Raw genomic sequence first — 22,941 nt, 5'->3', positions numbered from 1 at the left:
TTTTTAATACAATTAAAGCTTACTCTACTTTGCAATCTACTTTTGTCAGAACATTTTTCTGATCAAATTTCAACTGTTTTTTATCTTTAAAAGAGAACTTCCCGTTTGCTTCTATCACATCGCCATAGCCTTCAATAAAAGCTCCGTCCTTTTTCAAAAATGCAACTTCCCTCACAGATGTAACTCCTTCAGACATGAAAGTATAATCTGCAATTAACGTATCACCTTTCATATTACCAATCAAAGTTCCTTCGTTTTTATCCTTTCCTGATATGTTATAACTTAGTTTCCCGTTTACTTCTTGATTAGAATTGACATTAAGACTCATCTCAGTCACGCTATTACGAGTTCTTGATGCATAACATTGATCTCCTGCCGGTTCTGCGATCTCAGCTTCTTTTGGCGGACTTGGTGCTATCTGCACCGGATCGGTATCAGTCTTTTTTTTACAGGAAATAAAAACAGTGAGCATTATCATGGATATTACTATTACTTTTTTCATAATTGATATTTTACTGATTTTGAATGATAAAAGTACCCCAAATAAAAAAAATCCACTCGTATAACGAATGGATTCTTTTATATAATTCCCATATCAGGAATTTATTTCTTTAAAGTTTTACGAAACGTCAACAGTGGTACGTTCAGCGATTTCTTTATAAGTTCCGTTTACTAATTTTTCACGAATCGCTTCAAAAGCAGTTAACGTTTCATCAATATCAGCCAATGTATGAGAAGCTGTTGGAATCATTCTTAACAAAATAATCCCTTTTGGAATTACCGGATAAACAACAATAGAAAGGAAAATACCATAATTTTCTCTTAAATCGTTTACCATTACCATCGCTTCAGGAATACTTCCTTCCAGATAAACCGGAGTAATACAAGTATTCGTATCTCCAATGTTAAATCCTTTTTCTCTTAAACCGTTTTGTAATGCGTTTACATTCTCCCAAAGTTTATCTTTAATTTCAGACGAATTACGCAACAATTCCAAACGTTTCAACGAACCAATTGTTTGGATCATTGGCAATGCTTTAGCAAACATTTGCGAACGTAAGTTGTATTTTAAGTAATCAATTACAGTTTTATCAGCCGCTACGAAAGCTCCGATATTAGCCATAGATTTTGCAAAAGTCGAGAAGTAAACATCGATATCATCCTGAACCCCCTGCTCCTCACCTGCTCCGGCTCCTGTTTTACCAAGTGTACCAAAACCATGTGCATCATCCACTAACAAACGGAAATTGTATTTTTGTTTCATTGCAACAATTTCCTTCAATTTTCCTTGTTGCCCACGCATTCCAAAAACACCTTCGGTAATAAATAAAATACCTCCACCCGTTTCCTGAGCCATTTTTGTAGCACGTTGAAGATTTTTCTCCATACTTTCAAGATCATTGTGCTTGTAAGTAAAACGTTTCCCCATATGCAAACGTACACCATCGATAATACAAGCATGAGAGTCAACATCATAAACAATGATATCATTTTTAGTAACCAAAGCATCAATAATAGATACCATTCCCTGGTAACCAAAATTCAATAAATAAGCTGATTCTTTCATTACAAAAGCAGCCAATTCTTCTTCTAATTGTTCGTGGTATTTTGTATGTCCAGACATCATACGAGCTCCCATTGGGTAAGCAGCACCAAACTGAATCGCAGCATCTGTATCTGCTTGGCGAACTTCTGGATGATTAGCTAAACCTAAATAATCATTCAAGCTCCAGTTTAAAATATTTTTTCCGTGAAATGTCATTCTAGGACCCAACTCTCCTTCTAACTTTGGGAAAACATAGTAGCCTTCTGCCTGAGAAGCCCATTTTCCTAATGGTCCTTTATTGTCCTGAATTCTTTCGAATAAATCTTTTACCATAATATATTTGTGTAGTACTATTTTTATTTTATACAGGGTGCAAAATTAATGATTATTATTCTAAAATCAGGTTTGCCATTTATTTTTCTTAAAAAATAATCGGAATTCAATCTTTAGGAAAATTTCTCTTAAAAGCAATTGTAGCTTTAATAAAATTAAACTTATAAAAATCTAAAAATTCATTCAATTAATTCAAGCTCTAAAAAAAACAAAAATATGATTTTTATCATAATAAAAGACAAATTGGTCTTTTATTTTTGATTTAAATTTAAAACCAGAATAAAACCACGGACTTATGAAAAAAACAAATATCATTTCGATTAAAAGCGGCCTCTTTTTCTCTTTACTTATTACTACTCTCTTTTTAGGAAGCTGTAAAAAAGAAGAAGCAACAAATTATGCTGCTATTGTAACTGAAGGAGAAATGAATGCAGAGCTTACATCTCCCCCTCATGTACCAAAACCAGTTGGAAACAGAACAGCAATGAGACTGAAGCTAAACATGGAAATTAAAGAGCAGGAAGGTACAATGACAGATGGTGTAAAATACACCTATTGGACCTTTGGCGGATCTGTACCGGGAAGCTTTATCAGGACTCGTGTTGGCGACGAAGTAGAATTTCACTTAAAAAACCATCCTGACAACAAACTACCACACAACATCGATTTACATGCCGTAACCGGGCCCGGTGGAGGTGCAACCTCTTCTCTTGTAGCTCCAGGACATGAAAAAGTATTTAGCTTTAAGGTAATCAACCCCGGATTGTATGTTTACCATTGTGCAACAGCGCCAGTAGGGATGCATATTGCAAACGGTATGTATGGCTTGATATTGGTTGAACCTGAAGGCGGACTTCCTCCGGTTGATAAAGAATACTATGTTATGCAGGGAGATTTTTATACGCAGGGCGAATACGGTGCCAAGGGTCTTCAGGCATTTGACATGAATAAAGCAGTAAAAGAAACTCCAGATTATGTTGTGTTTAACGGAAAAGTAGGAGCGCTCACTAACGGAAATGAATTGACTGCAAAAGTAGGCGAAACTGTTCGTTTGTATGTGGGAAATGGAGGTCCGAACTTAGTTTCTTCCTTTCACGTAATTGGCGAAATATTTGACAATGTACATGTCGAAGGCGGAAGTACTATTAATAAAAATGTACAGACTACTTTAATTCCGGCCGGTGGTGCTGCCATTGTCGATTTTAAAGTCGAAACTCCGGGAACTTTTATTTTGGTTGACCACTCTATTTTTAGAGCCTTTAACAAAGGTGCATTAGGAATGCTTAAAGTTGAAGGAAAGGAGAACAAAAGTATTTATTCAGGAACCATTCAGGAAGGTATATATTTACCTGAGGGAGGAACTATTCAAAAAATGCCCGGAAATTCAACTGCAAAAGTAGCTACACCAAAACGTACTATTGAAGAAAAAGTAAAAATTGGAAAAGAAATTTTTGGAACAACCTGTTTTGCCTGTCATCAATCTGAAGGACAAGGAATTCCAAGTACTTTCCCTCCTCTTGCCAAATCAGATTACTTAAATGCCGATTCTAAGCGTGCCATTAAAACAATATTACATGGTTTAACCGGAGAAGTAAGTGTAAACGGGAAAAAATACAACAACGTGATGCCTGCTCAAAACCTAACAGATGATGAAATAGCAAACGTTTTAACTTATATCTACCACAGCTGGGGCAATAATAAAACCGAGATTACTCCTGAAATGGTAAAAGCACTACGATAACAGCAATTACTCGATATGAAAAGATACTTTTTCATCCTTACTTTTTTCCTGATGCTACCCGGATTATCTAAAGCTCAGAAAAATGGGATGGTTCCGATAAAAGAGGGCTCATTTGTCCCTCTTTACGGAGCCACCTCCCAAAAACCTGTACTTGTAAAATCTTTTTATATAGATGTTTATCCCGTTACAAATACCGATTTTTTAAATTTTATCAAAAAAAATCCTCCCTATAGTAAATCGAAAATAAAAGGGATTTTTGCTGACAAAAGTTATTTATCCTATTGGGCTTCCGATTTAAACTTTGGAAATGCTAATCCAAAATCCCCTGTAACCAGTATCTCCTGGTTCGCAGCAAAAAAATACTGCGAATGCCAGGGAAAAAGATTACCGACAATGGATGAATGGGAATATGTGGCTATGGCTGATGAAAAAAAAGTCGACGCCAGAACCAAAAAAGAATTCAATAAATACATTTTATCCTGGTACGAAAAGTCCAAAACCAATAACAATGAAGTTGGAAAAACTTTTAAAAATTATTGGGGAGTCTATGACATGCATGGTTTAGTATGGGAATGGACCTCTGACTTTAACAGTATATTTTTATCCGGTGAATCCCGAAAAGACAAGAGCAGCGATACCAATTTATTCTGTGGAAGTGCCTCCGTAAATGCGACTGATTTGATGGATTATGCTGCTTTTATGCGATATACCTTCAGAGGAAGTCTTAAAGCGCAATATTCAACGCGAAATCTGGGTTTTAGATGTGCAAGTGATAAAAAAAACAAACAATAATTTAAATTATTTTCAAATGAAAAAAATAATACCAGTACTTTTTATCCTGTTATTTTCTTTGCAGGCTTGTAAAGAATCAGAGAAAAAACAAATTCCGGAAAGTGCAAACAAAGAAGTTAGTGATTTATCAATTTATAATTTACCCTCAAAATGGACTAATCACAATGGAAAAGATATCGAATTGAAAAGCCTTAAAGGGAATGTGCTTGTTATGGTTATGATTTATACCAGTTGTAAAGCAGCCTGTCCAAGATTAGTGGCAGACATGAGAGATATTGAATCAAAACTAAATAAAAAAACCAAGCAACATGTGAAACTAATTTTAGTAAGCATTGATCCCAAAACAGATACTCCTCAAAAATTGAAAAGTTTTGCCATTGCTAACCAAATGAACCAGGATCCGTGGCTCTTTCTCCGATCTTCAGAAGAAAACACTCGTGAATTTGCAGCTGTTTTAGCGGTTAATTACAAACAAATATCTCCGATAGATTTTTCTCATTCAAACATTATCAGTGTATTTAATCCCGCCGGAGAATTAGTATTTCAACAAGAAGGTCTGGGGGTAAATAACGAAAAAACAATAACAACCATCAATCAGGAAGCAGAAAAATTATATTAGGTTACCCATTTTGATTCATGAAAACAAGAGAAGATTTTTGGAATGGATCGTCTCTTGTTTTTTTTTATAACTAAGCCCAATTCAAAATACTACCCGAAACACTTCTGCCTTTACTAAATAAGCATTCTACAAAATATCAAATCTCTATGAGGCCTAATTTATGAGTAATCTTTTATTTTTGAGGCCATAATTAAAATTAATCCCAAGACCAAAAGCAAACTGAAAACAAAAATACTCTCGTAATATCCCGAAATCATTCCTCTTCCAAAATAAAGAAGCCCGCCCTGAAAGAAAAGCAGAATTTCTGTTGCCATATATCCCAAAATAAATATTTTTACTCCCACTTTTAAGATAGAAGAATTACCGGAAAGAATATTCTTCTGAAGTAAAATTCCAAATAAAAATCCGGTGATTATTCCTAACGTGGTTAAATGAATAAAGCCAATCACAAAATTTCTGATTTGATGCGAAACCTCAGTGATATCAGGAATGATCGTCAGCAATTGAATACCAACCTTCAATCCTAAAGAGAAAAGAGCCAAACCATAAACCATTTTTGTGGTTGCATCTAAACTTGCTTTAAAACTAGTTATTTGAGGTCGAAGCATTTTATAGAAACAAACAAAAGCAAACAGCTGCAGCACTACACCCAAAGCATTTATGTAGTTTAAAACATTATTTTCTATAAACCAGCGAACCGGAAAAAAAACAGTTAAAAGTGTTGAAATAATGAGAAGGGAATAAAATCTTTTGAATTGAATTTCATCTATTTTCTGTTGAAATTGTTTTAAAAACAATGCCAGAACAGCAAACAAAAACCAGCCATTAAACTGAAAATGTATAAAAAACTGTATGGCAATTTGATAAAAAGCACTTTGCTTGCCAAGTATACTCACAGCCGGACCTAAGCACCATACTCCAAAAGTAGACAAAACCATAAACAAAACAGCCGTTCTTAAAAATCTTAGCGCCGGCGTTTTTTCAGTCTCACCATCCTTCCACACCAATCGGCAAAAAACATAACTCAACAAAATATGCAGCGTCGAAAAGACAATCGAAAACAATGCATAACCCTGAATAGGAAAGGCAATCATCATTCCGATAATTGAAAATTCTGTCAGCCAAAATAAACGATTGTAAACCGGTTTACACCTTTTCTCCTTTGGAATAAAAAAATGAACAACCAAAACATAAATTATCAGATAGACCCAGCCCAGCATTGCAACATGAGAATGTGCATGAAGCAGGAAACCGTAGTTTATAAAATCTAAAGAAAAAAGATACATCAACCGCATTAACAATCCGAATAAACAGGCAATCAGAAAGTTAAAAAAACAGCAAATAATCCAGGTTTTTTGAGAATTCATATTGTGCTTTTTTTTTGAGCTAAACCCAATTCATTAAAAGTAACAAATAACAGGCGATTTATAAGCGTAAAAAACACCGATAACAATCTGTTTATTGACATTTATCGGTGTTCTTCTCCTTGTTTACATTTATTTCTATTCTACTTCAGCAAATTCTTTTTCTAAAAGCACTGCTTTTGGAAATAGTATATTATTTTCCAAATGAATGTGTTTGTGCAGGTCTTCTTCAAATTCCTTAAGCATCGCAAAAGTTACTTTATAAGTTGTACAGGCATCTGCCGGAGGGGTGTAGTTTGTTGTCAAAGAAGCAATTTCTCTAAAACGTTCTCCTTCATTATCGTGTTCGTGCATCATCATTGCAATTGGATTTGATACCGTTCCAAATGAAGGCTGATGCAGAATGCCGTCAGTTTCTTTCGTTTTTACCATTCTTTTTACAAATGGAAATAGAATCAATTCTTCTTTTTTCATATGCTGAGACAATTCGCCGACGCATCCTATAAACAATTCATTTATTCTGAACAATTCCGGATGACTGGCACCATGAACCTTGCATAATTTATCTAAAAAAGCCAGCAGAGTTTGTGATTTTTCTTCAACATATCTATGATGTGTTTTCTCAATATAATCTGCCAGTAAGTCTAAAGGCCATGAATTAAAGTCGATTACACCATTATTTTCTGATTCTAAAACCTCATAAACACTTTGTATTAAGGCATCAGAATTTATATTTTGTTTTTCGCAGACTTCCGTTACTGTTCTGTTTCCTTTACAACAAAAATCGATTTTATATTTTGAAAATACAGCAGCTGTTCTAAAATCTTCCGCCACAAATGATCCTATTGTTTTGTTTTTTAAATTTTCCATGATAATCAATTTTAAATTTTATTTATTTTATTTTATTTTTTAATGTGAGATCAAATACAAACCATGCCATAGTAATAAACCCTATTCCGAAAATAGAATCTCCAATAGCACGAAGCCATTTTAATGTAATCATAGTCGGTTGCTGCATCAATTCTGATGAGCGGGCATACCACATTCCATGCTCGATGCTTTCAATTGCCTGCCACACTCCAATTGGAAGTAAACTCAATATGGCCATTAAAAACAGTCCTATATTTAGCGACCAGAAAGTAATTTTAAGCAGTTTGTTGTTCCAGTTTACGTTTCTGTATAAACTTCGCAGCACAAACAATACAAGCCCAATTCCTAACATTCCATAAACCCCGAACAAAGCCGTATGCCCGTGAAGCGGAGTTGTATTTAAGCCTTGTACATAATAAAGTGCAATGGGCGGATTAATAATGAATCCGAAAATCCCAGCGCCTAGAAAATTCCAGAATGCCACCGAAATCATAAAATAAATAGGCCATTTATAATCTGCAATCCACTGAGTCGATTTGGAAATTTTATAGTTTTGGTAGGCTTCAAATCCTATTAGGGTTAAAGGCACTACTTCAAGTGCACTGAAAGTAGCTCCCAAGGCCATAATTGCTGTTGGAGTACCTGAGAAATACAGGTGATGAAATGTTCCCAAAATTCCGCCAGACATGAAAATTATGGTGGCAAACAAAACATTTAATGTTGCCGTTTTTGTTTTTAACAATCCCAATCGAACAAATAAGAAAGCCATAACAACGGTTGCAAATACTTCGAAGAAACCTTCAACCCAAAGGTGCACTACCCACCATCTCCAATATTCTGCAATGGCAAGGTTAGTTTGTCGCCCCCACATTAATCCGGCACCATAAAACATGGCAATTGCCGCGCAAGAAATTAGAAACAAAATGATGAGATTTTTTTCCTGCGTTTTTTTCTTTAGAATTGGAATTAAAGGTCTGACCATTAATGTTAACCATAAAAACAATCCAACTAAAAGAAAAATCTGCCAGAAGCGGCCTAAATCAACATATTCATAGCCCTGATGTCCAAACCAGAAGTTTTGTACTAAATTTAATTTTTGCATCACACCAAACCATTGCCCGGCCATTGAACCTAAAACAATAATCAATAAGGCGACAAACAAAAAGTTGATTCCGAAGCACTGATATTTTGGATCTCTCCCTGAAACTGCCGGCGCGATATACAATCCTGTTGCCAGCCAGGCCGTTGCAATCCAAAAAATAGCCAATTGGGTATGCCAGGTACGTGTGACTGCATAAGGCAAAATCTGATCAATAGGAATTCCATACAAACCATTTCCTTCCACACCATAATGCGCTGTTATGATTCCGAATAGCATTTGCAGAATCATTAATAAGCTAACGATCCAAAAGTATTTTACAACCAGTCTCATCGAGGGTGTTTTTCCCTGTTTAATTAACGGATCTTCTTTTGGAAGCGGAAATTCTTCTTCCTCCCCAGATTTTGCGTGATAAAAAACTAAGATTCCGATACTCAGAATCAATAAAATAATACTAACTCCTGACCAGGCTAAAAGTTCTTTAGTAGCTTTGTTTCCGACCAATTCATCTGAAGGCCAATTGTGCGTATACGAAATATCCGAATCAGGACGATTGGTAACCGTTGCCCAGGTGGCCCAAAAGAAGAATGCATTCATTTTTTGCATTCTTACTTCATCTTTAATCGAATTTTTCGGAATCGCATATTCTTCTCTTAATTTATCAAACTGAGGATCATTTGTAAACAGTCCTTTATAATATTCACTTAGATTTTTAATTGCTGCCACACGATTTTCAGATATTGTAAGAACACCCGAAGCTGCATTGTATCGATTGGTTCGTAAATCTTTTTGCAAACGAACTTTTAATGCTGCTTGTTTCTCAGCATCAAGCTCCACAAATTTTTTATTAAAATCTTCTTTCGCAAATTTATCCAATATAAAAAGCGCTTCCCGATGCAGCCAATCAGCAGTCCAATCAGGGGCAACATAAGCTCCGTGTCCCCAGATAGATCCCACTTCCTGACCGCCTATACTTTGCCATACATTTTGCCCGTCTTTAATTTCCTGTTCAGAAAAAATAAGTTTTCCGCTTTCAGAAATCACTTTTTTAGGAAGTGGTGGTGCCTGTTGGTAAATTTCGTAACCATAATAACCCAGTACTGCAAATGATATACTCATTACCAATGCAAATACGATCCATAATTTTTTTTCTCTTTTCATTTCTTTTCGCTTCAATAAAAGATAATTTTATCCTTTATTAGTTTTAAAAAAAACTCCAATCTCATTACCTATTGGAGTTCTTTACTATTTACTCAACAATTAATACACCTTTCATCATCGCCACGTGACCCGGGAAAGAGCAAATGAACTTGTAAGTTCCTTTTTTATCAATTGTAAATTCGATCGTATCTTCTTCACCACCTCCCAGTAATTTTGTATGGGCAATAATTGAAGCTTTTTCAGATACCGGAATATAATCAGTCGCTTTTGCCTCATTTGCTTTTAAAGCAAAAGCCGCTTCATCTGTTCCTTCCTGAAGGATAACCAAATTGTGCCCCATTGCTTCTTTTGGAATTTTTCCAACATGTTTTAATGTGAGTTTAATTGGTTTTCCTGCCACAGCTTTCAATTCATTTTTATTGAACTGCATTTGGTCATTTCCTTCAATGACTAAAACATTTTCTACAGTTGCTTCAGGTTGTACACCTTCTGACTCAGTATTATTTACTTCTGTTGGCTGCTCCACTGGCGCCGTTTCTTTTTTTCCGCAGGAAGTTATCGTTAAAAGTCCCATTAAGGCAACTAGTGAAATTTTGGTTTTTGTATTCATTTTAAGGTATTTATTAAATATTAATCGTTTGTAATCAATGTTTTCAAAAAGAAATCACCCGATTTTACCCCTAAAGCAAGCTGTTCTAAAGTTGTTTTAGTAAGCATTTCCAGAAGAAGACCCCTTATTTTTTTAAATTCATGGTGAACGGGACAAGGATGCTGTTCTGAACATTCTTTAAGTCCAATACCGCAGCCTTTGTAAATTTTATCACCATCTATCGCATCTACAATCTGAATTAATTTTATCGATTTCAGAGCTTCGCCCGAAACTTCAAAACCTCCTCCTACTCCTTTTGCCGAATGTATAATGCCGTTTTTTGTCAAAATCTGCATAATCTTAGCAGTAAATGGCTCTGGTGAATCTATCTCTTTGGCAACGTCTTTTATTCCAACTCTTATACCTTTAGAAGATTTGGTTGCTATAAAAATAGAAGCTCTAATTCCGTACTCACACGCTTTTGAAAACATATACTGATTGATTAATTCTTTACAAATGTATTTATTTTTATTATAAAAGACAAAATTATCTTTAATTAAAATTCAACAAAGAAATGCTTATTTATAACCAAAATAATTAAGACGCTCTAAAACACTTATTCAGCACCAAATTCCTAAAAAACAAATTTTAAGTTTAACTTTGAAAGTACTTAAAAAAAATTAATCTCTAAGACATGCCATTAAGCAACTCAAAAGATTTAAAATTGGCCGTTCTGATTGACGCCGACAATGTACCCTACAGCAATGTAAAAGGAATGATGGAAGAAATTGCGAAATTTGGGACACCGACCACAAAACGTATTTACGCTGACTGGACAAAACCAAATTCTAACGGCTGGAAAGGTGTTTTACTTGAACATGCTATCACTCCTATACAGCAATACAGCTATACTGTTGGGAAAAACTCCTCCGATTCTGCTCTTATAATCGATGCAATGGATTTACTTTACTCCGGAAAACTAGACGGTTTTTGCATTGTTTCCAGCGACAGCGATTTTACACGTCTTGCCATTCGATTACGAGAATCCGGTATGAAAGTAATTGGTATTGGAGAAAAGAAAACCCCAAATTCTTTTATTGTTGCCTGCGACAGATTCATATACATTGAAGTTCTGGACGGCGCTATTCAGAAGAAGAAACCCAAAGTTACAACTACAACCGACACTAAAAAACCAGCCGAAAAACCGGCTGAAAAAGCACTGCATAAGATTGACAAACAAACCATTGACCTTATCGAGGCTACCATTGAAGATATTGAAGACGACGATGGCTGGGCATTTTTAGGAGATGTTGGAAATCTTATTGTGAAGAAGAAACCAGAATTTGACCCTAGAAATTATGGCTTTTCAAAACTTACTCCTATGTTAAAATCACTGACCGATATTCTTGAAATCGACGAAAGAGAATCGGACAAAAAAGGAATTAAGCACGTTTATGTACGCCTGCGATTCAATTGATTATAAATTATTACTCTTTAAATACTTGCAAACATGAGAAAAAAATTCTTCATCTATGGATTCTTATTGTTTCTAATTGTTTTAGCCATTTATCTTTACACGAAACGAGGTTTTTTACTGGTGATTATTCTACCTATATTATTAGTGGTAGGTATTTACAACGCTACTCAAAAAAAACACGCAATTTTAAGAAACTTTCCGGTTTTGGGCTATTTCAGATATTTATTTGAAATGATTGCTCCCGAAATCCAACAGTATTTTATTGAACGATCAACTGACGGAAAACCATTCTCCAGAAACCAGCGCTCTATGGTTTATCAAAGGGCTAAAAACATCGATTCAAACACGCCTTTCGGAACGCAGCAAAATCTGAATCATGACAGTTACGAAGGAATAAAACACTCCATCTTTCCTGCAAAAGTTAACGAGGAATTACCTCGTGTACTGGTGGGCGGAAAAGACTGTAAACAACCTTATCTGGCCTCGTTATTTAATGTTTCGGCAATGAGTTTCGGTTCGCTAAGTGAAAATGCCGTTCGTGCCATAAATATTGGTGCTCAAAAAGGAAATTTCTATCAGAATACCGGAGAAGGCGGTTTAACCGAATTTCATCTTGCGGGTGGCGGCGATATCACCTGGCAAATTGGCACCGGATATTTTGGCTGCAGGGACGCTGAAGGCAACTTCAGTCCTGAAAAGTTCTCCGAAAAAGCCAATCTTCCTAATGTAAAAATGATCGAAATTAAGCTTTCACAAGGAGCAAAACCAGGTCATGGCGGTGTACTTCCAGCGAGAAAAAATACCGAACAAATTGCCAAAATCAGAGGAGTTGAACCTCACACCACCATTCTTTCTCCTCCGGGACATCATGCCTTTTCAGACACCAAAGGCCTTATCCGTTTTGTAGCACAATTACGCGAACTGTCCAACGGAAAACCTATTGGTTTTAAATTATGTATCGGAAATACTGCCGAATTTGAAGCCATTTGCCACGAAATGATTACCGAAAATATTTTCCCTGACTTTATTACAGTTGATGGTGCTGAAGGAGGTACCGGAGCTGCTCCATTAGAGTTTGCTGATGGCGTAGGAATGCCGTTTGAACCTGCACTAATATTTGTAAACAAAACATTAGTTGGTTTAAACATTCGCGATAAAATCCGCATTATTGGAAGCGGAAAAATCATTTCCGGCTATTCCATTCTCCATGCAATAGCTTTGGGTGCCGATATGTGCAATAGCGCACGTGGTTTCATGTTTTCATTAGGCTGTATTCAAGCCTTGCGTTGTCACAATAACGAATGCCCGACCGGAGTAGCCACTCAAAACAAAATGCTCATGAAAGGCCTGGTGGTAACCGATAAATCCGATCGTGTGTATCACTTTCATAAAAACACCTTACATTCTGCCAACGAACTTCTAGCGGCAGCGGGTAAAAAAAGTTTTAGCGAAGTCGATATTAATATTTTCATGCGGGGTGATGAATTTGGCAATTTATCTGACAACTATTTCCCGGACAACTTAACAAATGTAACAAAACATTAAAAAAAATACTTATAAAACAAAAACCAATACATAGCTTTTTTATTACATTTGTATAGATATTAACTTATTTAACCACTAAGATAAATCGTTAATCTTTTAACCCACTAAACAAATTAATCAATGCCATTAACACCCAAAGGCTATCGCATAGAAATGCTTGATCACCATCAAAAAGAAAATCTGGCAAATGATTTTATTCACGGATTTAAAAATGTTTCGGAATACATTAATGGTGTTTGCTACGAAACCGTTGCCTATGTTCAATATTTACTACATCCCACAAAAATTTCACTCCGCGAAATGGAAACCATTACAGGTAAACATTGGGTGGAGAAATTCACTACACAGAGAGAGTGGACGGGCGAAACAATTCCTGCAGGAACTGCTATTGGATTTTATCGTATCAATTCAAGCGGTTTCTTTCATTTTGCATTAGGAGCCGGAGGAACTCAAATCCGTGCCGTTAACGGATTAACCCTTGGAGCAAGCTGGACATTTGAAGTCAATCTTCCCTCTGTTCTTGGACCAAGAAACGAAGATGGTACCTACAACTATGACAATAGCAAAATCAGAGTTTATCTAATGTATCTCTAAAAAACAAAAACTTAATAATTATAAAGAAATAAAAGCCCTATCCACTATTGTTCTTATTTTAACAAATTCGGAAGGGCTTCTTTATTTATAACCTCTTTTGCCAAAACCGTATTGTCATCAGCCAAAAAGTAAGTATCGAACCTTACTCCTTCTTCAATCAATTCCTGAGGAATTTTGTTCTCTTTTATCATCTTTTTCAACAAAATTGGAAATGACGAAACAGCTGCCGATTTATTCGATTCATTTTCTTTTAAATTGGTTTCAAACCTCAATTCAATTTTATCATCTTCAAGATAACCTCTTGCTGTAGTAAGCGTTATGTTTTCTTCATGAAAACTCTTGGCTGTACTCTTATTATAGGTAACTACATATTCCTGGAGTTTTTGCTTTGTATTTTTACAACTAACCAATGACATTACTAAGGCCGCGGCAAATAAGGCTGGTATTATTTTCTTCATCCTATTTTTTTTATTTTTTTACAATTCATTAAGCTCTAAAAGCATCTCAAGATACTAATAATCTCTCTAATTTCTAAAACTGGAAAAAAACAGCCCTCTTTAAACTTTTCGATTGTATCAAACGCTTACTATTTTACCACCTTATTCCTATCTTTGTTTCACTTAAAATGCCATGTTAAAATTGAAAAAGCCAAGAATCTACTACCTATTTGCATTTCTTTGTGTGATTTGCTGTGGAATTCTCTCCAGAAAAATTGCAATCATTCCGCTCTATTTTGGAGATGCGCTGTATGCCGTCATGATCTATTTATTAGTCAGAATTTTATTTTTTAACCAAAAAACCTCCATTACTGCGATAATTTCATTGACCATTTGCTACGGAATAGAATTTCTTCAGCTTTATCAGGCAGATTGGATGATTACGCTTAGGAAAACTCTTTTTGGCAGATATGTTCTGGGACAAGGCTTTTTATGGAGCGACCTTCTTGCCTATACATTGGGAATTGTAACGGCTTTTATCATCGAAAAAATCATACTAAATTATACTACCTATGAAAATCGTATTCGCATCAAACAACAAAAATAAAATCCAGGAGATTCAAAGTATTCTTCCTGAAAGCATAAAAATAGTAAGTCTTGAAGAAATTGGCTGTTTTGAAGACATAGAAGAAACAGCAGACACCATTGAAGGAAATGCCATTTTGAAAGCCAATTATGTAACGGAAAAATACGGATACGATTGTTTTGCCGACGATTCAGGTTTAGAAGTGACTGCTTTAAATGGTGAACCAGGGGTATATTCAGCCCGATATGCAGGCAAGCAACGCAATGACGATGACAACATGAATAAACTGTTAGAAGCCTTAAAAGACCAACCAGACCGCAGCGCCCAGTTCAAGACCGTTATTACTTTAAACTTAAAAGGAGAACAGCATTTATTTACGGGAATTGTAAAAGGAACTATCGCTTTGGAAAAAACAGGAGATCAGGGTTTTGGGTACGATCCGATTTTTCAGCCTGAAAACTATACTAAAACATTTGCTGAATTACCCCGAGAAGTAAAAAATACCATAGGCCATCGCGGAAAAGCAACTCAGCAACTAATTGATTTTCTGAATTCAACCAAATAATTGTTTAAAATACAACATTTTAGAGTACAAAATTGATATTTCGTGACGTTTTTTTTTAGAGAATTCTTCATTTTTCGATAAAAATGATTTTACACCAAACATAACTTTTTGATAATCAAATCATAACAAATACATAATTCTTAAAAGAGCATTAGTTTATCTGAATAATTAACAGTAATTTTGCACCCTATTTTAAATACACATATGAATAAATTTGAACAATTAGGATTGAATGAATCGTTACTGAAGGCGATTTTAGATCTAGGATTTGAAAATCCGTCAGAGGTACAGGAAAAGGCGATTCCCCTATTATTGGAAAAAGACACAGATATGGTTGCGTTGGCTCAGACAGGGACAGGGAAAACGGCAGCTTTCGGTTTTCCGCTAATTCAAAAAATTGATGCTGACAACAGAAATACACAGGCATTAGTTTTATCGCCAACACGAGAACTTTGTTTACAGATTACCAACGAACTTAAAAACTACGCAAAATACGAGAAAGGTATTAATGTTGTAGCAGTTTACGGCGGGGCTAGTATTACAGAGCAAGCAAGAGAAATAAAAAGAGGAGCACAAATTATTGTGGCTACTCCGGGAAGAATGCAAGACATGATTAACAGAGGATTGGTTAACATTAAAAACATAGATTACTGTGTGCTTGATGAGGCTGACGAAATGTTAAACATGGGATTTTATGACGATATCTGCTCTATTTTATCAGATACTCCAGACGAAAAAAGTACATGGTTGTTCTCTGCAACAATGCCACAAGAGGTTGCCAGAATTGCAAAACAATTCATGAGCGAACCATTAGAAATCACAGTTGGAACTAAAAATTCAGGTTCTGCAACGGTTTCTCACGAATTTTACTTAGTAAATGCACGTGACCGTTACGAAGCCTTAAAACGTTTAGCCGATGCTAACCCGGACATTTTCTCTGTGGTTTTCTGTCGTACTAAAAGAGATACTCAGGCTGTAGCCGAAAAATTAATTGAAGATGGATATAGCGCTGCTGCGTTGCACGGAGATTTATCTCAGGCACAACGTGACGGGGTAATGAAATCGTTCCGTGGAAGACAAATTCAGATGCTTGTTGCTACTGACGTTGCTGCACGTGGAATTGATGTTGATAACGTAACACACGTTGTAAACTACCAATTACCTGATGAAATCGAAACGTACAACCACCGTTCAGGTCGTACCGGTAGAGCAGGAAAATTAGGAACTTCTATTGTAATTGTTACAAAAAGTGAGTTGCGTAAAATTTCTTCTATCGAAAGAATCATCAAACAAAAATTCGAAGAAAAATCAATTCCATCCGGAATCGAAATCTGCGAAATTCAATTGTTGCACTTAGCAAACAAAATTAAAGATACTGAAGTTGATCACGAAATTGACAACTACTTACCAGCAATCAACAATGTTCTTGAAGGTTTATCTAAAGAAGAATTGATTAAGAAAATGGTATCGGTAGAATTTAACCGTTTCATCGCTTATTACAAAAAGAACAGAGATATTTCAACTCAATCAGGTGAAAGACGCGAAAGAAACGATTCTGAACCAAGAGAATTCAACAACAACGGGGCAGTTCGTTATTTTGTAAACATCGGTTCAAGAGACAACTTCGACTGGATGTCACTTAAAGATTACCTGAAAGAAACATTAGACTTAGGTCGTGATGACGTATTCAAGGTAGATGTAAAAGAAGGCTTCTCTTTCTTCAACACAGATCCTGAGCATACTGAAAAAGTAATGGAAGTATTAAACAACGTACAATTAGAAGGACGTCGTATTAATGTTGAAATTTCTAAAAATGACGGTGGCGGAAGACGTGACCATAACGGACGCAGTGGTGGTGGACGTAGTTCTGGCGGATCAAGAAGAGAAGGAAACTTTGCTCCAAGACGTGAAGGTTCAGGAGGCGGATTCAGAAGCGACAGAAACTCTGCTCCAAGAGAAGGTGGTTTCAGAAGTGAAAGAGGTTCTTCACCAAGAAGAGAAGGCGGCTTCAGAAGCTCAGCTCCAAGAAGCGAAGGAAGTTCAGACAGAGCTCCAAGACGTTCTGAGAGCTTTGGTGATTCTTCAAGACCAAGAAGACCAAGAAGAGATTAATACTTTAATATCTTAAAAATACAAAATCCCAAATTCCGAACATAATTGGAATTTGGGATTTTTTTATTAAAATCTCCCCCTCTACAAGTGAGTTTTGTCATCCCTTACAATGTAATTCAAACTTCCTTCTCACTTTTTATTTAAATACTAAAAGCTACACTATTGCCTTTGTTAATTTTCTTATAATTATATTCGAAGACTGCAAAATATTTAATCGTGATTTACTACTTTTAGAACTTTAAATCAGGATATGAAATATTTCGCAGTTTTCTTTTTTACGCTATTATCAGCCATCGGTTTCGCGCAAGACACTGAGTCTTCCGTTCCGCAAAGAGTTTCAGGCTACATTATCAACGACAATAGTAAACAACCTCTTTCTAATGTAAATATCATCAACACAAACAAAGTACGTGGTGCAAAATCTGATGCTAAAGGATATTTTGAAATTGATGTTCAGCTTAACGATACTATTCACTTCTCAATTTTAGGTTTTCAATCTTTAAGGGTCAGAGTAACTAATGACTGGATTAAAAATAAAGTAACCCGAATTCAGCTTACCGAAAAAGCAATTGCACTGGAAGAAGTAATTATTGCTCCTTTTAATTTAACCGGTTACCTTGAAGTCGATTCAAAATTAATTCCGACCAAAGAAAATTACCGTTATAGTATTTCCGGTCTTACACAAGGATATGAAGCTGGTGAATATTCACCAAATGCCTTCGGTAAAGTATTAGGTTCTATTTTCAACCCCGCCGATATGCTCTACAATTTCTTTGGTAAAAATGCAAAAGAACTCAAGAAGCTGAAGGAAATGCGAAAGGACGATACAGTTCGCAATCTGTTGGAATCAAAATTTGATCGCGAAACGGTCTCCGTACTTTTAGGGATCAGCAAAGACGAAATCCCTGATATACTGCAACGTTGTAACTATTCAGATTCCTTTATACAAACAGCAAATGATTTGCAGATTATGGATGCCATTAGCGGATGTTATGAACAATATAAAGTATTGAAAAGGAATTAGAAAATTACTCTTAGCTTAAAATATACCAAATCCTCAATTTTTAAAATTGGGGATTTTTTTGTTCTGTAATCGAGTCAAATAACTTTACCAACCTTAGTTTCTTCAAATAATTAAAGGTTTTCATTGTTTTTTTGAGTAAATTAGACATTCTGCGACTATTGAGAATCCAGTTTACATCAAATAATACCGTAAAGACCATGACAGATATTACCCAGAAAATTTTAAATTTTATCGATCTTCAAAAAGGAGAAGAAAATAAAAAATCGGTAATCGAAAACATAACCGGCGCGGTTTCTTTTAGAGGATCAAACATCTGGATTCTTGCCTGCGCCATTATTATTGCCTCTGTAGGACTAAATGTTAACTCTACAGCGGTTATCATTGGCGCCATGCTTATTTCGCCTTTAATGGGACCTATTGTTGGTGCCGGTTTTGGTTTGGGAATGTACGATTTTGAACTTCTGAAAAAGTCCATGAAAAACCTGCTGATCGCAACAGTGGTAAGTTTAAGCACTTCGGCTATTTATTTCTATATTAGTCCGTTTAAAGAAGCGCAATCCGAATTACTCGCTAGAACCTCTCCAAATATCTATGACATTCTTATTGCCTTTTTTGGCGGTTTAGTAGGCGTAATTGCTGTGACCAGAGTAGAAAAAGGAAATCCAATTCCGGGTGTAGCGATTGCAACTGCTCTTATGCCGCCCCTTTGTACTGCAGGCTACGGACTGGCACTTGGAAATTATGCGTACTTTTTTGGTGCCCTTTATCTCTACACCATCAACTGCGTATTCATTTGCATTGCCACTTTTGTGATCGTAAAATTCTTAAATTACCCCGTTACAAAACAACTGGATCTACAACAGCAAAAGAGAGTGAAGTATGGAATTACACTGCTCATTTCACTATTAATTGTGCCTAGTATCTATTTTGCCTATCAATTGTATATTCAAAAAAGCTACACTTCCAGAACCGAAATTTTTATACAAAAGGAATTCCTCGATAAAGACTATCCTATTATCTATAAAAAAATCAAATACAATACTACCCCCAGAAGAATCGAGTTGGCTTTTTTAGCCAAAAAATTTAATGATGGGGAAATTATCAATCTTAATAAAAAATTAACTGAGTATGATCTTCCCAATACTAAATTGATTATCAGACAAGATACCGTTAATTTAAGAAAGGATATTATGAATCAGATCAACAACAATCAAACTGTAGTCGATCAAAAAGACATCCTTATCAATAGTCTTCGAAATCAATTAGAACAATATCAATTCAATACTACTCAGATTAATAACGAAGCAAAAATACTTTTTCCTGCTGTTACGTCTTTAAAAATTGGTAATTACAATATTGAAGAAGAGCCCAATAAATCGAAAATAATCCCTGTAGTTCTTTTTCAAAGCAAGAAAAAAATTGATTCAGATACCAAACAAAAAATGAAACTATGGCTAAAAGAAAGACTTGCCAAAGATTCCGTTGAAGTATATCAGCAAAATTAGTTTTCAGTTTACAGTCGCAGTTTGCAGTTTTTTAAAACCGAATACTGCGACTGCGACTGCAAACTGAGACTGAATATTATTATTTAACAGGAATGTTCGAAAGGATTTCCAATACGAATTTCCAGTATTTCTGAGCTGATGAAATGCTCGCTCTCTCATCAGGAGAATGCGCCCCGTGAATAGTCGGACCGAAAGAAATCATGTCCATATCCGGATAGTTTGTTCCTAAAATTCCACACTCCAGACCTGCATGACAAGCCACTACTTTTGGTTTCTCGTTATTTTGTTTCTCATAAATTCCAACCAAAGTATCTAAGATTTCAGAATTTACGTTTGGTGTCCAACCTGGGTAAGAACCCGAAAGCTCCACTTCACAACCTACTAATTCAAAAGCAGAACGCAAAGCATTAGCCAAGTCAAATTTCGAAGTCTCAACAGAAGAACGTGTTAAACATCCAATGGTTATTTCGCCATCTTTTACAATTACTCTCGCAATATTGTTTGATGTTTCTACTAAATCTTCCATATCAGCACTCATTCTGTATACTCCGTTATGAGCTGCATAAATAGAACGAATAATACCTTCCTGAACACCTAAATCCATTACTTTCTCCGGTAAGTCGCATTTTACGATTTCAATAGATAAGTTAGGTTCGGTCGTTTTGTACTCCGCCTTAATGTCATTGATGATTTCCTGCATATCAAAAATATACGCCTCATCAAACATTTCAGAAATAATTACTCTGGCGACACTTTCTCTCGGAATTGCATTTCTTAAACTTCCTCCATTAATCTCCGCTACCTGTAATCCGAAATTTTCAAAAGCATCAAACAGCAAACGGTTCATGATCTTATTAGCATTCCCTAATCCTTTATTAATATCCATACCTGAATGGCCTCCATTAAGCCCTTTTACGGTAATAATATGTCCAACTGATCCTTCCGGAACTTCTTCTTCATTATAAGTTCTTGTAGCGGTTACATCAATCCCTCCGGCACAGCCGATATCAATCTCATCATCTTCTTCTGTATCTAAATTCAAAAGAATCTGTCCTTGTAAAATACCTCCTTTAAGATTCAGGGCTCCGGTCATTCCGGTTTCCTCATCAATTGTAAACAAAGCTTCTATAGCCGGGTGCGGAATATCTTTACTTTCTAAAATTGCCATAATTGTCGCTACTCCCAATCCATTATCCGCACCAAGTGTTGTACCACGCGCACGAACCCAGTCACCATCAACATACATATCGATTCCTTGAGTATCAAAATCAAAAACAGTATCTGCATTTTTTTGGTGCACCATATCCAAATGTCCCTGCATTACAATTGCTTTGCGATTTTCCATTCCCGGAGTTGCCGGTTTTCTGATGATTACATTTCGGATTTCGTCTTCAAAAGTTTCTAAACCTAAGCTGTTTCCAAAGTCTTTCATAAATTCAATTACACGCTCTTCTTTTTTTGACGGACGTGGAACGGCATTTAAATCGGCAAACTTATTCCATAGTGCCTTTGGTTCCAGATTTCTAATTTCCTGACTCATTATATTTTTGTTTGTAGTTTAACAATTAAGTGCCCCAAAGTTACAAAGTTTAAATGCTATTTTCGTCACAAATTTCACGAATTAGCATTAATCTAATAGCTAAAAAACAAATTCCGCAAAATGCCTCTTTTTTAGTTCTAATATTGTATTTATATTTACGTAATTCAAAACTAAAATTGTGAAATCGAAATACATCTTACCCCTATTTCTTGTTGTTCAGATTATCCTCTTAAAAATCCTCCCCTTTTTTCCTGATTTTGTAGAAGGGCTCTACAGCAACAACTTATACATTAGAATTTCACATTTTTCCAGAACACTTTTAGGTAAAGTTTCATTCTCTGTAGGCGATTGCATTTATGCTATTTTAATTTTATCAGCGATAAGCTGGTTTTGGAAGATTAGAAAAACATGGAAAACAAATTGGAAAGATCATGTTTTAACGATGCTGGGTAAAATTTCCATTTTTTACTTTTTCTTCCATCTCCTCTGGGCCTTCAATTATTATCGCGAACCTCTATTTGAAAAAATGCAAATCACAAAGGAATATAGTGATGCCGACTTATTAGTTTTTACAAAGAAATTAATCTTAAAAACGAACGAGATTCAACTTCTTATAACTAAAAATGACAGCGCTAAAATTGTCTTTCCATACACTCAAAATGAAGCTTTTAGAATGAACTTAAACGGATATGAAAATCTGGCAAAAGAATACCATTATTTCAGCTACGAGATTCCGAGCGTTAAAAAATCGCTCTTTAGTCTGCCATTAACTTATATGGGCTTTGGAGGTTATCTTAATCCGTTCACTAATGAAGCACAGGTCAATGATTTATTACCTATGTATAATTTTCCCGTAACGACCTGTCATGAAATGGCACATCAAATGGGGTTTGCCAGCGAAAGTGAGTGCAATTTTATTGGGGTTCTGGCTTCGGTTAAAAATGATAATTTGTATTATAAATACTCCGGCTACAGCTTTGCCCTACGCTATTGTTTAGGAATCTGGCAAGTTAAAAATGAAACTATTTTTAAACAATTAAAAAAACAAATCCATCCGGGAATTCTAAAAAACTATCAGGAAAGCCAGGATTTCTGGAAACAATATGATACTTTTATTGATAAAGGCTTTCATGTTTTCTATGATAATTTTTTAAAAATAAATCATCAGAAAGACGGCTTGGAGAGTTATAGTAAATTTGTAGATTTAATGGTGAATTATTATAAAACCAGAGAATTATAAAAAATCACTGCAAATTACACTGGGGTTTTTAGCCACAGATTATTAGAAATTAAAAAGATTTCCTTCAGATGCTTTTAGTTGAAATAAATAATAGTAAACAACCCTGACCTCAGATTTAAGACAAAAATCGATTTAATCTTTATAATCTGTGGCAAGCAAAAAAAAATAAACAGTACCTTGTAACAAAATAGATTTCAACACT

21 protein-coding genes are annotated in these 22,941 nt (G+C 35.4%); 12 read left to right on the top strand and 9 right to left on the bottom strand.

Going from position 1 to position 22,941, the window contains the following annotated elements:
* Nucleotides 1-19: 19 nt before the first annotated feature.
* Both C245_RS0114750 and C245_RS0114745 read right to left on the bottom strand, forming a co-directional pair.
* The gene (locus C245_RS0114750) at nucleotides 20-502 is read right to left on the bottom strand and encodes a hypothetical protein (protein WP_026110076.1); all 483 of its coding nucleotides are present in this window, start codon (nucleotides 500-502) and stop codon (nucleotides 20-22) included.
* Between the two features lie 117 nt (nucleotides 503-619).
* Nucleotides 620-1,879 carry an aminotransferase class I/II-fold pyridoxal phosphate-dependent enzyme gene (locus C245_RS0114745; protein ID WP_017497377.1) on the bottom strand — a complete coding sequence of 420 codons (1,260 nt, stop codon included), beginning with the start codon at nucleotides 1,877-1,879 and terminating at the stop codon, nucleotides 620-622.
* 295 nt (nucleotides 1,880-2,174) lie between these two features.
* On the opposite strand from C245_RS0114745, the gene nirK reads away from it, so the two are divergent.
* Genes nirK through C245_RS0114725 form a run of 3 tightly spaced genes read left to right on the top strand, consistent with a single transcriptional unit; the run spans nucleotide 2,175 to nucleotide 5,031 of the window.
* Entirely contained in the window at nucleotides 2,175-3,620 is a 1,446-nt protein-coding gene (nirK, locus tag C245_RS0114735; protein WP_017497375.1) for a copper-containing nitrite reductase, read from the top strand.
* Nucleotides 3,621-3,671: 51 nt separating this feature from the next.
* Nucleotides 3,672-4,412 (top strand): SUMF1/EgtB/PvdO family nonheme iron enzyme, encoded by a 741-nt coding sequence (locus tag C245_RS0114730; RefSeq protein WP_017497374.1) that lies wholly within the window; start codon nucleotides 3,672-3,674, stop codon nucleotides 4,410-4,412.
* A gap of 16 nt (nucleotides 4,413-4,428) precedes the next feature.
* On the top strand, nucleotides 4,429-5,031 hold the full coding sequence (locus C245_RS0114725; RefSeq protein ID WP_026110074.1) for an SCO family protein: 603 nt from the start codon (nucleotides 4,429-4,431) through the stop codon (nucleotides 5,029-5,031).
* A 158-nt stretch (nucleotides 5,032-5,189) separates the two neighbouring features.
* On the opposite strand, the gene C245_RS0114720 is transcribed toward C245_RS0114725, so the two are convergent.
* From C245_RS0114720 to C245_RS0114700, 5 genes are all read right to left on the bottom strand, one after another.
* A complete protein-coding gene (locus C245_RS0114720; protein ID WP_017497372.1) occupies nucleotides 5,190-6,398 on the bottom strand; it encodes a hypothetical protein in 1,209 nt (402 codons plus the stop codon).
* Between the two features lie 135 nt (nucleotides 6,399-6,533).
* Complete coding sequence (ric, locus tag C245_RS0114715) at nucleotides 6,534-7,265, bottom strand: iron-sulfur cluster repair di-iron protein (RefSeq protein ID WP_017497371.1); 732 nt, start codon at nucleotides 7,263-7,265, stop codon at nucleotides 6,534-6,536.
* A gap of 22 nt (nucleotides 7,266-7,287) precedes the next feature.
* Nucleotides 7,288-9,525, bottom strand: a complete 2,238-nt coding sequence (locus C245_RS0114710; protein WP_026110073.1) for a nitric-oxide reductase large subunit — start codon at nucleotides 9,523-9,525, stop codon at nucleotides 7,288-7,290.
* A gap of 88 nt (nucleotides 9,526-9,613) precedes the next feature.
* Nucleotides 9,614-10,135: an azurin gene (gene azu / locus C245_RS0114705; RefSeq protein ID WP_017497369.1), complete on the bottom strand. Its 522-nt coding sequence runs from the start codon at nucleotides 10,133-10,135 to the stop codon at nucleotides 9,614-9,616.
* 20 nt (nucleotides 10,136-10,155) lie between these two features.
* A complete protein-coding gene (locus C245_RS0114700) occupies nucleotides 10,156-10,605 on the bottom strand; it encodes an Rrf2 family transcriptional regulator (protein WP_017497368.1) in 450 nt (149 codons plus the stop codon).
* A gap of 203 nt (nucleotides 10,606-10,808) precedes the next feature.
* On the opposite strand from C245_RS0114700, the gene C245_RS0114695 reads away from it, so the two are divergent.
* From C245_RS0114695 to C245_RS23110, 3 genes are all read left to right on the top strand, one after another.
* Nucleotides 10,809-11,591: an NYN domain-containing protein gene (locus C245_RS0114695; protein WP_017497367.1), complete on the top strand. Its 783-nt coding sequence runs from the start codon at nucleotides 10,809-10,811 to the stop codon at nucleotides 11,589-11,591.
* Nucleotides 11,592-11,624: 33 nt separating this feature from the next.
* Nucleotides 11,625-13,136, top strand: a complete 1,512-nt coding sequence (locus C245_RS0114690) for an FMN-binding glutamate synthase family protein (protein WP_017497366.1) — start codon at nucleotides 11,625-11,627, stop codon at nucleotides 13,134-13,136.
* Between the two features lie 120 nt (nucleotides 13,137-13,256).
* A complete protein-coding gene (locus C245_RS23110; protein ID WP_017497365.1) occupies nucleotides 13,257-13,730 on the top strand; it encodes a hypothetical protein in 474 nt (157 codons plus the stop codon).
* A 53-nt stretch (nucleotides 13,731-13,783) separates the two neighbouring features.
* Here C245_RS23110 and C245_RS0114680 read toward each other — a convergent pair whose 3' ends face one another.
* The gene (locus C245_RS0114680; RefSeq protein ID WP_017497364.1) at nucleotides 13,784-14,188 is read right to left on the bottom strand and encodes a hypothetical protein; all 405 of its coding nucleotides are present in this window, start codon (nucleotides 14,186-14,188) and stop codon (nucleotides 13,784-13,786) included.
* Nucleotides 14,189-14,360: 172 nt separating this feature from the next.
* Here C245_RS0114680 and C245_RS0114675 point away from each other — a divergent pair, with 172 nt between their 5' ends.
* From C245_RS0114675 to C245_RS0114645, 5 genes are all read left to right on the top strand, one after another.
* Nucleotides 14,361-14,774, top strand: coding sequence for a DUF2809 domain-containing protein (locus C245_RS0114675; RefSeq protein WP_017497363.1), 414 nt, complete (start codon nucleotides 14,361-14,363; stop codon nucleotides 14,772-14,774).
* Nucleotides 14,740-15,318 (top strand): non-canonical purine NTP diphosphatase, encoded by a 579-nt coding sequence (locus C245_RS0114670; RefSeq protein ID WP_017497362.1) that lies wholly within the window; start codon nucleotides 14,740-14,742, stop codon nucleotides 15,316-15,318. The genes C245_RS0114675 and C245_RS0114670 overlap by 35 nt, the downstream gene beginning before the upstream one ends.
* A gap of 204 nt (nucleotides 15,319-15,522) precedes the next feature.
* Entirely contained in the window at nucleotides 15,523-17,430 is a 1,908-nt protein-coding gene (locus C245_RS0114660) for a DEAD/DEAH box helicase (protein WP_017497360.1), read from the top strand.
* A 250-nt stretch (nucleotides 17,431-17,680) separates the two neighbouring features.
* Nucleotides 17,681-18,454 (top strand): carboxypeptidase-like regulatory domain-containing protein, encoded by a 774-nt coding sequence (locus C245_RS0114655; protein ID WP_017497359.1) that lies wholly within the window; start codon nucleotides 17,681-17,683, stop codon nucleotides 18,452-18,454.
* A gap of 197 nt (nucleotides 18,455-18,651) precedes the next feature.
* Complete coding sequence (locus C245_RS0114645) at nucleotides 18,652-19,959, top strand: DUF389 domain-containing protein (protein WP_017497357.1); 1,308 nt, start codon at nucleotides 18,652-18,654, stop codon at nucleotides 19,957-19,959.
* A gap of 79 nt (nucleotides 19,960-20,038) precedes the next feature.
* Here the strand turns inward: C245_RS0114645 and C245_RS0114640 are convergent, their stop codons facing one another.
* Nucleotides 20,039-21,499, bottom strand: coding sequence for an aminoacyl-histidine dipeptidase (locus C245_RS0114640; RefSeq protein ID WP_017497356.1), 1,461 nt, complete (start codon nucleotides 21,497-21,499; stop codon nucleotides 20,039-20,041).
* A 178-nt stretch (nucleotides 21,500-21,677) separates the two neighbouring features.
* Here C245_RS0114640 and C245_RS0114635 point away from each other — a divergent pair, with 178 nt between their 5' ends.
* Nucleotides 21,678-22,739: a DUF3810 domain-containing protein gene (locus tag C245_RS0114635; RefSeq protein WP_017497355.1), complete on the top strand. Its 1,062-nt coding sequence runs from the start codon at nucleotides 21,678-21,680 to the stop codon at nucleotides 22,737-22,739.
* Nucleotides 22,740-22,941 lie beyond the last annotated feature (202 nt).

The sequence above is a fragment of the Flavobacterium sp. WG21 genome, assembly GCF_000335775.1.
Lineage (GTDB): Bacteria > Bacteroidota > Bacteroidia > Flavobacteriales > Flavobacteriaceae > Flavobacterium > Flavobacterium tructae.
This window is presented reverse-complemented; position numbering and strand designations above follow the sequence as displayed.